7 protein-coding genes are annotated in these 9987 nt (G+C 63.8%); 5 read left to right on the forward strand and 2 right to left on the reverse strand.

From position 1 onward, the window contains the following. Positions 1-146: 146 nt before the first annotated feature. Positions 147-926, reverse strand: coding sequence for a helix-turn-helix domain-containing protein (locus tag LB547_RS31395; protein ID WP_140759326.1), 780 nt, complete (start codon positions 924-926; stop codon positions 147-149). Positions 927-1012: 86 nt separating this feature from the next. On the opposite strand from LB547_RS31395, the gene LB547_RS31400 reads away from it, so the two are divergent. The 5 genes from LB547_RS31400 (at position 1013) to LB547_RS31420 (ending at position 8392) form a co-directional block, all read left to right on the forward strand. Next, a complete protein-coding gene (locus LB547_RS31400; protein ID WP_140759328.1) occupies positions 1013-3178 on the forward strand; it encodes a hydantoinase/oxoprolinase family protein in 2166 nt (721 codons plus the stop codon). Between the two features lie 13 nt (positions 3179-3191). Further along, the gene (locus tag LB547_RS31405) at positions 3192-5387 is read left to right on the forward strand and encodes a hydantoinase B/oxoprolinase family protein (RefSeq protein WP_140674195.1); all 2196 of its coding nucleotides are present in this window, start codon (positions 3192-3194) and stop codon (positions 5385-5387) included. A gap of 5 nt (positions 5388-5392) precedes the next feature. Then, on the forward strand, positions 5393-5899 hold the full coding sequence (locus tag LB547_RS31410; protein ID WP_140674193.1) for an acetone carboxylase subunit gamma: 507 nt from the start codon (positions 5393-5395) through the stop codon (positions 5897-5899). A gap of 109 nt (positions 5900-6008) precedes the next feature. Then, positions 6009-6836, forward strand: a complete 828-nt coding sequence (locus LB547_RS31415; protein ID WP_140512906.1) for an SDR family NAD(P)-dependent oxidoreductase — start codon at positions 6009-6011, stop codon at positions 6834-6836. Positions 6837-7090: 254 nt separating this feature from the next. Further along, positions 7091-8392, forward strand: a complete 1302-nt coding sequence (locus LB547_RS31420; protein WP_140512908.1) for an O-antigen ligase family protein — start codon at positions 7091-7093, stop codon at positions 8390-8392. A 207-nt stretch (positions 8393-8599) separates the two neighbouring features. On the opposite strand, the gene LB547_RS31425 is transcribed toward LB547_RS31420, so the two are convergent. Further along, entirely contained in the window at positions 8600-9865 is a 1266-nt protein-coding gene (locus LB547_RS31425) for a polysaccharide biosynthesis/export family protein (RefSeq protein ID WP_181165291.1), read from the reverse strand. Positions 9866-9987: the final 122 nt, after the last annotated feature.

A 9987-nucleotide genomic window follows, 5' to 3' on the forward strand; every position in this document is an offset into this window, starting at 1 on the left:
TGTTCGGGGGTGACTGTGAGGTCGCCGCCGGCCAAGTTCAAGCCGGCATGCACCTCGATCGTCTGGGCCAATCCCTGAGGCGCGTTATGCCGGGCTCCCCTCGATCTGCCTGCCCAGCGCTTGCACCATCGCCACCAGCGCCGGGCCTATTTGTCCGAGCGGAACAGGAAGAACTGCAGGAACAATTCCCGCTCGGTGGTGATGTCGAGCTTCTCATAGATGCGCCGGCGATGGTTCTTGACCGTGCCGACGGTGATGCCGAGCCGCTCGGCAATGTTGGCGGTCGGATGGCCGGCCAGGATCAATTGCACGAGCTCTCTTTCCCTGAGCGACAGTTCCGGCCATAGGCTCGCCGGGATTGTGGGCTGCTGGCGCGGTGAGGCGCCGGGGCTGGACGGCGCCGAACTGCGCGAGAAATCGCTTCCGCGCGCCTTGATGTCGAGCGCGTGCAGCGCCTCGAACACCGGCAGCCGCTCGGTCAACAGGGCGATCTCGCTGTCCTTGAACGCCGTCGTCGAGCGATCGAGGAAAATGCCGAGGCACCAGTCGCCGCCATCGGCCAGCATGATGCCGACTTCATCGCATATCTCCGATTGCGCGAGGAAGCCGGCTATGTACTGGCCGCGTTTGGCCTCGTCGTCGGCCAGCCGCTTGAGCGGCATGATGCCCAGCCGGCGCTCGCGCCGCCAGGAAGCGTAGAAGGGGTCGAACACGTAATAATTATCAAGGTAGCGCCGCACCATCTCGTCGGAGAAGCGCCGGTGCTTGACGAATTGCGGCGTCTGCGTCGCCGAGTAGCGCGTCACCGTCACCAGGTCATGCGCGATGTCGGCGCCGATCAGGTCGATCAGGCAGTCGACATGCCTGTCGGTGCCGGTGGCGGCGATCGCCATGGCGAGCGGCGCCCAGATGTTGCCCATGCGCATGCCTCTTTTTCGGCGACGAGCTCCCGCCCGTCATTGTGCCTTTAGGCATATGGCGCGATCCGGTCCCGCGAATCTAGCCTGTGGTCATGCTCGGCAAGGGAAGGCGACCCGTGGACCATATCTCTACCAATCCCATCGTCATCGGCATCGACGCCGGCGGCACCATGACCGACACCATCCTTGTCGATCAGGACGGCCGCTTCAAGATCGGCAAGTCGGCAACGACGCCGAAGAACGAGGCCGAGGGGTTCCTCGCCTCGGCCGAGGACGCGGCGGACGCCTGGGGCATCTCGCTCGAGGCCCTGTTTTCGGGCGTCAATGTGGTGCTCTATTCCGGCACCGGCATGCTCAACACGCTGCTGTCGCGCACCGGCAGGAAACTCGGCCTGATCACCACCAAGGGCCTTGAGGACATGATCCTGATGGGTCGCGGCCTGCAGGCCTGGGCCGACTATTCCTATGCCGACCGGCTGCACGCTGTGACACATCATCATCCCGATCCGCTGGTGCCGCGCCGCCGCACTCACGGCGTCACCGAGCGCATCGACCAGTTCGGCGACATCATCCTGCCGCTCTATGAGCATGAGGTCCGTGCCGCGGCGAAAAAGCTGATCGCCGACAAGGTCGAGGCGGTCTGCATCATGACGATCTTCTCGCATGTCAATCCGGTGCATGAGAAGCGCATCGCCGAGATCTGCCGCGAGGAGATCGCCGCCGCCGGAGCCGACATCCTGGTCTACAGCAGCCATGAGGTGCGCCCGGTCATCCGCGAGCAGTCGCGGCTGAACTCGGTGCTGATCGAGGCCTACGCCACCTCGCGCGGCCGCAAGCAGCTCAAGGGGATCGAGGACGTCTCGAAGAAATACGGCTTCAGATATGGCGTCCAGACGCTGCTCTCCTTCGGCGGCCTCACCTCGATCAATCATCCGCGCCTGCACGAAACCATGATCTCGGGTCCGATCGGCGGCATTCTGGGCGCGGCTTATGTCGGCAAGCTGATAGGCAATGACTCGCTGATCTGCTCCGATATGGGCGGCACCTCCTTCGACATGGGCGTCATCACGCGCGGCCAGACACGGATCGAGAACGAGCCGCTGATGGACCGGTTCAAGCTCAATGTGCCGACGCTGCATCTCGACACGATCGGCGCCGGCGCCGGCATGATCCTCAAGGTCGATCCGCTGACGAAGAAAGTCTCGCTCGGGCCGGAAAGCGCCGGTGCCGACCCCGGCCCGATCTGCTTCGCCAGGGGCGGCACCGAGCCGACCATCGCCGATTGCGACGCCATCCTCGGTCGGCTGAACCCGCATTATTTCCTCGGCGGCAAGGTCGTGCTGCAGGTCGAGAAGGCGCGCAAGGCCTTCGAGGAAAAGTGCTCCCGTCTGCTCGGCGTCGGCGTGGATGAAGCCGCCGAAGGCATGATCGACATGCTGGAAGCAGACGCCAACAACGCGCTGCGCCGCGTCATCTCCGGCCAGGGGATCCACCCTTCGGAGTTCACATTGCTTTCCTATGGCGGCTCGGGGCCGCTGCATCTGGCCGGCTGCTCCAGGGGCATCGGCTTCAAGGATATCATCACCTTCCAGTTCGCCGCCGCCTTCTCCGCGTTCGGCTGCACCACGGCGGATTTCATGCGCCGGCATTCGGTATCGACCCAGATCGACATCGGCGCGCGGGCGAGTGAGGCCGAGCTGCTGGCCTTCGGTGCCAGAGTGACTGCGGTCTGGGACGATCTCACCAGGGCCGCGGTCGACGAGATGGTGGCCGACGGTCATGCGCTGGACAAGATCAGGACGGTGCCGTTCCTGATGATGCGCTATACCGGCCAGCTCGAGGACGTCGAGGTGATGGCGCCGCTCTCGGCGATCAATTCGGCCGGCGACATGTACAAGGTCATCGACGAGTTCGAGGCGGTCTACGCCAAGGTCAACCATCGCGTCTCGCGTTATGGCGAAGCCGGCTTCTCGATCACCGAGCTCGGCCTGATCGCCACCGCCGACAAGGTCAAGCCCGTGCTGCTCAAGCGGCCGCTCGGCCCCTCAAGCCCCGCATCCGCGCACAAGGGCGTGCGCGAGGCCTATATTGGCGGCCGCTGGCACAAGGCCGATCTCTACGAGATGGATCTTCTGCTGCCGGGGCATGAGGTGACCGGCCCGGCCATCATCGAACACCCCGCCACCACCCTCGTCGTCCATCCGCGGGACCGTGTCTTCGTCGACGAATGGACGCTGCTCCACTACTCCCACGCTTGAGAGGGCGAACGCCATGCTGGACAAACCCGCCTCCGCCCTGCGCCTCCGCGAGCGGCTGATCGAATCCGAACGGCTCATGGACGAGACCGGCTGCTATGACGGCATTACCGATCTCGAACTGCGCAACCAGGATCCGCTGAAATTCGAGACGCTGCACACCAAGCTGCGCGCCTACTGCGTCTCGGCGCGCGAGATGGCGCGTCGCATCTCGGCTTCGCCCGGCGTGCGCGAGGTCGGCGAGATGGTCGTCGCCATCTACACGCCCGAGGGCGACGCCATCGCGCTCTCCAACGGCATCATGGTGCATGTGCACACGATGAGCCGTTTTATCAAATGGATGATCAGACAAGGCTACGAGGAAAATCCCCGCATCGTCGACGGCGACATCTTCGCCAACAACGACGCCTTCATCGGCACGGTGCAGGTGCCCGACGTGATGGACGTGGTGCCGATCTTCCACTCGGGCAAGCTCGTCGGCTGGGCCGGCGCCGTCTGCCATGAGCTGGAGGCCGGCGGCATCACGCCGGGCGGCGACGTGGCGCTGGCCCAGGAGCGCTTCACCGAAGGCCTGTTCGTCTGTGCCGAAAAAGTCGGCCAGAACGACGAGTTGCGGCGCGACTACGTCATCCGCTGCGAGCGCAATCTGCGCATGCCCATCTACTGGGTGCTGGACGAGAAGGCCAAGGTCGCCTCCTGCATCGACATGCGCGAAAGCGTCAAGGCGCTGATCGACGAGATCGGCCTCGACTACTGGATGAAGGTGTCCAAGGAATTCATCGAGGAGGGCCGCCGCGCGCAACTCGCCCGCACGCGACAACTGACCGTTCCCGGCATCTATCGGGGGCATACTTTTTACGGTCACGTCACCAAGGGCAAGCCGGGCTACCAGCCGCTCGGCGACCCCGACTGGCTCTACAACATTCCGATCGAAATGGAGATCACCACGGGCGGCAAGATCATCATGGATTTCGAGGGCACGCAGCCCTGGGGCTACCATTCCATGAACTGCACGCCGGCCGGCATGGATGGCGGCATGTTCGTGACGCTGACCCAGCACATGAATTTCGAAGGCCTGGTCAATGACGGCGCCTGGATGGCAACGGAGCTGAAGCTGCCGCATGGCACCTGGACCAATCCCGACAATGAGATGGTGGCGACGGCCACGTCCTGGGCGCTGCTCCTGCCGGCCTATGGCGTTTTCCAGCGGCTCTTGTCGAGATCATTCATCGCCCGCGGCTTCGTCGAGGAGGCCTTCGTCGGCCAGGTCAACAGCCCGATGATCGAGATGGGGGGAACCAGCCAGTACGGCACGCTGTTCGGCATGGCGCATTTCGAATGCGCGGCTGCCGGTTCCGGCGCGCTTGCCATCAAGGACGGGCTGGACACCGCCTATGTCGGCTGGAACCCTGAATCCGACATGGGCAACATCGAGATCTGGGAACAGAACATGCCGATGGTCTATATCGGCCGCTCGATCGTTGCCAATTCCGGCGGCGCCGGCAAATATCGCGGCGGCTGCGCCTTCCTGTCGACCTGGCTGGTCAGCAAGACCGACCATCTCCGGCTGGTCACCTCGGAACACTCCTCGCGCGTCTTCGACAATGGCGGGCTCTGCGGCGGCTATCCGGCGCCGACCTGCCAAAAACACCGTGCGGTGCGCGACAGCAACATCTTCGAGCTTGCACAAAAGGGCGCGCCGCTGGCGCACCATACCGGCACCAATCCTTATCGTTCCGAACTCGAGGTCCGGCTCGAAGGCCAGCACGTGACGATGGAAGGGCCCTATATCACCGCACCCCACAAAACCGGCGACGTGTTCACCCATTCCTACAATGGCGGGGGCGGCTATGGCGACGTGCTGGAGCGCGACCCGCTCAAGACAGCATCGGACGTCGAGAACGGCTATCTCACCAGGGAAGCTGCCGGAAATATCTTCGGGATCGTGCTTGACGAGGACGAGGACGGCTATCCCGTCGCCGATCTCGAAGCCACCAAGCGCCACCGCGCCGAGATGCGGTCGCGCCGGCTCGCTCGGGCCAGGCCGGTCTCGGAGTGGATGGCCAAGGAGCGCGAGCGGGTGAAGGCGGTCGATTTCGCGCCCGAGGTGAAGAAGATGTATGCCAGCGCCATCAAGCTTTCGCCGCGCTTCACCAGGGATTTTTCAAGCTTCTGGGATGTCGATGCCAAATCGACCTTCGGCGTGGAGTAAGGACCATGACCTCATACAGCAAGGAAGTCATCGCCGATCTGGTCGCGGGCACGCTGCCCTGGCCGCAGACGCGCCGCGTCATGAGCGCCTACAAGGATGACGACCGGTTCTTCAAATATGTTTCGGTTTTGCAGGACCGTGTCGGCTGGAGCGATCCGATACTGCTCCCCGTGGGCGACCACCTCTTCATCTGCCAGAGCGGCGATGAGCGGGTAACCCGTTGCGAATGCGGCAATTCCTTCGGCGACTACCGCAAGAACTGGAAGCTGAAGGCTTCGATCATCGTGCGCGACAGCGAGGAGGCGCTGCGCGAGATCTATCCCAACAGCGACCTGCCGGATCCCGAATGGATGGAAATCCGCGAGTTCATCTGTCCGCAATGCGGCACGCTGCACGAGGTCGAGGCCGCGGCGCCGGGTTATCCCATCGTCCATGATTTCGAACCCGACCTGGAAGGTTTCTACCGCGATTGGCTGGGCAAGCCGCTGGAGCCGATGGACAAGGAAAGCTGATGGCAAGGACACAAGTTTCGTCACCGGCTCCGAAGGTTATGTTGGCCTATGAAGTTCAGATACTCTCGGGACTGATGGACCGTCCCGTGCCGCGCGGAGGCCATGCCCGATGACAAACCTTTCCGGCCGCGGCGCAATCGTCACCGGTGGCTTCTCCGGAATGGGCCTGGCGATTGCCACGGCATTGGCGCAGGCCGGCGCCAATGTCGCTGTCGGTTCCTATGTCGCACCTGGCGGCGTGGAGAGATCCGACGCCGCCTACTATCCCGGCGCTGACGAGATAGAGCGCGTGCGTTCGGCTCTCGGCGCGCATGGAACGAGGATTTACGCCGCCCATCTTGACGTGCGCGACAGCGACGTCACGAACCGTTTCGCGGCCGACGCCGAGGCGGCGGTGGGTCCTGTCGACATCCTGGTCAACGCCGCCGGCACCACGGCCGAGCAGCCGGTCTGCGGCCATTCCGACGCGCTGTGGGACAAGATCGTCGACACCAATCTCACCGGCGCCTTCCGCGCCACCCGCGCCGTGCTGCCCGGCATGATCGAGCGCGGCTGGGGCCGCATCGTCAACATCGGCTCGACCGCCGCCTCGGTCGGCTGGAAGGACAATCCCGCTTACTGCGCCTCCAAGGCCGGTCTCCTCGGCCTCACCCGTTGCGTGGCGCTCGAAGGGGCGGCGCATGGCGTCACCTGCGTCATGATCAGCCCGACCTGGGTCGAGACCGAACTGATGCGCCGCAACGTGGCGCAGGTCGTCGAGCGCGAGGGCAAGGGCCGCACGGCCGAGGACGCGATGGCCGAGATCGCCAGGGGCAACCCGCAGCAGCGCATCCTCCAGCCGCAGGAGATCGCGGCGCTGGCCGTGTTCCTCTGCTCGGATATGGCCAAGGGCATCACCATGGAAAACATACAGGTCACCGGCGGAGCACTTTGGTAGCGCGCACGGCTGGTTGCGGCCTCGATGGAGAGGCCGGCAATGGAAAGAGAAGTCCGATCCCGTCCGGGCGTGTCCCGGACCTGATCTCTCGGCGCTCGCCTGGCTGTAAGACAAGGTGACCGCATTTGCCATTGAGCGCGCGGCGCGATAGGTTATATTGCACTGCACAATGGAGATGCCGTCGATTGCACCCTTCTTACGGAGATGCCTGCCGGCTACGCGGCGGTCCGGGGTAGGCTCGGCGAGAACCTGAGATGAAGATTCCAAAGTCCTTGCTGGTCGATCCCGAGAGGAACTCGGTCTACGGCAGTTTTGCCGTTGCCGTCTCGGTCTGGGCATTCTCCTACTCCGTCATATTCGGCCAGGTGCTGATCCTGGCCTATTATGCGGTGTGGCTGCCCCTCATCATGGTCGACTACAGGCGGTTCCTGCGGCATCTGTCTAGCGCCTGGCTGCCATTGTCGTTCGCGGCCTATGTATGCTTCTCCGTCTTCTGGTCGGACGCTCCCGGCATCACCGCGAGAACGGCCGTCCAGTACTTCTCCCACATCGCCTGCGCCTATGTCGCGGCGCGAGCCGTCAGTGTGCGGACCCTGACGATCGGCGCCCTGGTCGGCATATTCGTCGTCCTGCTCTACTCTCTCAAGGTCGGGGCCTATTCCGAGGACGTCCTCGACGGCACTTATAATTTCGTCGGCGCCTTCGCCTCCAAGAACCAGATCGGCTTCGTCGCCTCCCTCGGTATCTATTTCAGCGTCGTCTTCATCGCCTTCCTCAGGCACGGCCGGCTGAGCCTGTTCCTGACCGTGCCGGTGGTGCTTTTGTCGGCCTATCTGCTGGTCATCTCGCATTCGGCCACCTCGATGGCCTCGACACCGGCGGTGCTGGCGCTGGTGATGCTGCTTGCCATGAGCAAGGTGCTGTCGCGACGCTACCGCCGGGTGATCTTCCTGGTCGGCACAGGCATGCTGGTCGTCGCTATCCTTGTGGCGCTGAATCTCGGCCTCATGGACTTCGTCCTCGGCCTGTTCGGCAAGGATTCGACGCTCACCGGGCGCACCTATCTGTGGGAGCAGGGCTGGAACGCCGCGCAGAGGGCGCCCATGCTCGGCGTCGGTTATGCCGCATACTGGGTCCAGGGCTTTGCCGAGGCCGAGCGCCTGTGGAACGAGTTCTACATCACCACCCGCACCGGCTTCCACTTCCACAACACCTACATCGAAGCCCTTGTCGAACTCGGCTTCGTCGGGGCGACGCTGGTTTCGCTGGTCATCCTGCGCACGCTCTACGGCCATGTCTCGGCGGTGGCGTTCGGGACATGGCGGGCGGATTCGGTCGTTCTGGCCGGCGTCATGGTGCTGCTCCTGATCCGCTCCTTCGTCGAGGTCGAGATCCTCAACCCCTACATCATGGGTTCCTTCCTGATGTATTTCAGCTTCTTCAAGCTGGCGCGGCTGCCCGTTGCCCGTCCTCGCCTGTCTGCGGCAAGGATCGAGGAGGCGAATGCCGCCAGAGGCTGGAGCGGGCCGGAGCCTGGCACCGATGCGGCTCGATGAGTGCGGATCGGTTTCCTGTTGGGCTTGCGTCAAGACAAGGCGATAGAGCGCTGGCGATTCGCTCAAACGCCGCCCCGCTCCAGGGTGATTTCAGGAAAAGTGTGTACCGGGAAGAGCGCGCAGCGCTTTCCGTCCGGAATTGCGCAAAAACAAACGGATAGAGCAGCTCACCGTTTTCGTGAACGGTGAACTGCTCTTATCGACCGCCTACTGGCTGGGCATTGGCGCCAGCTTGACCTTGATCACATCGCCCGGCAGCACCGGCGTGTCTTCCTTGACCGCAATCTCGCTTGTCTTGCCGTCGGCAGCGCGCAGCAGTGAATAGATCAGGGTGGGCTCTTCGTTGGTTGCGCTGGCGGCCACGGTGGCGGGATCGGTGGCCTGGGCCATCAATCCTTTCTGCATGTTGACCCTCAGCGCGGCCTCGTTCAGGTCGGCTTCGGTCTGCTGCCGATCGGCGGCGAGGCTCGAGCTCAGCGTGTTCTGGGCGTCGATGGCATCCTGCGTTGCCTTGCTGATCGCTTGCTTGGCGGTGAGGATGGCCGTTTCGTAGTCCAGGATCTTGCCCTGAAGGTCGGTGACGGACTGCTGTGAATCCAGCAGCCTTGCGTTGGCGACCAGGCCTTTCTGGGCCAGCGGACCGATGCTGGTGAGTTGCTGCTGCGCCAGGTCGACCTGCTTCTGCTGGTTGACGATCTTCTTCTGCAGCGATTCGATCTCGGCCTGCAGAACCCCTTTCAGGTCGCTGAGCGCCTCTAGCTTCAGCTTCAGCGCCTTCTGGTCAGCCGTGAGGATCGTCATCTCGTCCGCGACGATGGCCTGCAGTCTCGGGTCGCCCTCGACCTCCTTCGGCACGTCGAAGCTCGACTTGCCCGCAAGGTCGGCATCGATGCGCGCGCGCTTGACGATCAGTCGAACGCGCTGATCGTCATATATGTCGAAATTGCCTTTGGCGGTGACCAGGTCCTTGCCGAGCTGCGGACCGTAGTCGGCGCTTCGCCGGATGCCGCCGGCGATGCTGACCGCCTTCAGCACCGTAAGATCGGGCACATAGGGGAATTGCCCGGGGTTCTGCACCTCGCCCGAAATATAGAACGGCCGGAACTGCGCCATTTCCACCGATGCCTCGGGCCGGTCCGACAAGGCGAGCTTGTGCTGCAGCGCCTCGCCGATCGCCGCCGCGACTTCGGCCGTTGTCTTGCCGGATGCCGGCAGCTCGCCGACGAAAGGCACCGACAGCATTCCGGCCGGCCCGACCGTGTATACGCCATTCACCGCCGACCAGTCGCGGAACGTGCCTTCCACGGTCTGCCACTCCGCGATACGGATGGTGAGCTTGTCTTGCGATCCCAGATGATACTCGTCGGCAAGGGCGATCCGCGGCAGGGCGAGCGACAGGGCCAGGCAGCTGGCCACGAGCCGCAAACGCCGCGAGCGGCCCGAATGCGGGCCGCTGCAAAAAACTTCGAACATGTCTATCTTCAACTGAACGTTCCGATCCGCTTTGGCCCCACCAGCCCGATGAGCCTGCGCCCGATGCCTGCCGGGAGAGATCCCCCGGTGCGATCCGGTTCGCGGCTGCTCAGTAGCAGCCG

The sequence above is a fragment of the Mesorhizobium sp. B264B1B genome, from assembly GCF_020165765.1.
GTDB lineage: Bacteria > Pseudomonadota > Alphaproteobacteria > Rhizobiales > Rhizobiaceae > Mesorhizobium.

Coding starts and splice junctions, on each gene's coding strand:
- LB547_RS31420 (WP_140512908.1), top strand. CDS start 7,091: ATGAAGATTCCAAAGTCCTTGCTGGTCGATCCCGAGAGGAACTCGGTC.
- LB547_RS31405 (WP_140674195.1), top strand. CDS start 3,192: ATGCTGGACAAACCCGCCTCCGCCCTGCGCCTCCGCGAGCGGCTGATC.
- LB547_RS31400 (WP_140759328.1), top strand. CDS start 1,013: ATGCTCGGCAAGGGAAGGCGACCCGTGGACCATATCTCTACCAATCCC.
- LB547_RS31395 (WP_140759326.1), bottom strand. CDS start 926: ATGCGCATGGGCAACATCTGGGCGCCGCTCGCCATGGCGATCGCCGCC.
- LB547_RS31410 (WP_140674193.1), top strand. CDS start 5,393: ATGACCTCATACAGCAAGGAAGTCATCGCCGATCTGGTCGCGGGCACG.
- LB547_RS31425 (WP_181165291.1), bottom strand. CDS start 9,865: ATGTTCGAAGTTTTTTGCAGCGGCCCGCATTCGGGCCGCTCGCGGCGT.
- LB547_RS31415 (WP_140512906.1), top strand. CDS start 6,009: ATGACAAACCTTTCCGGCCGCGGCGCAATCGTCACCGGTGGCTTCTCC.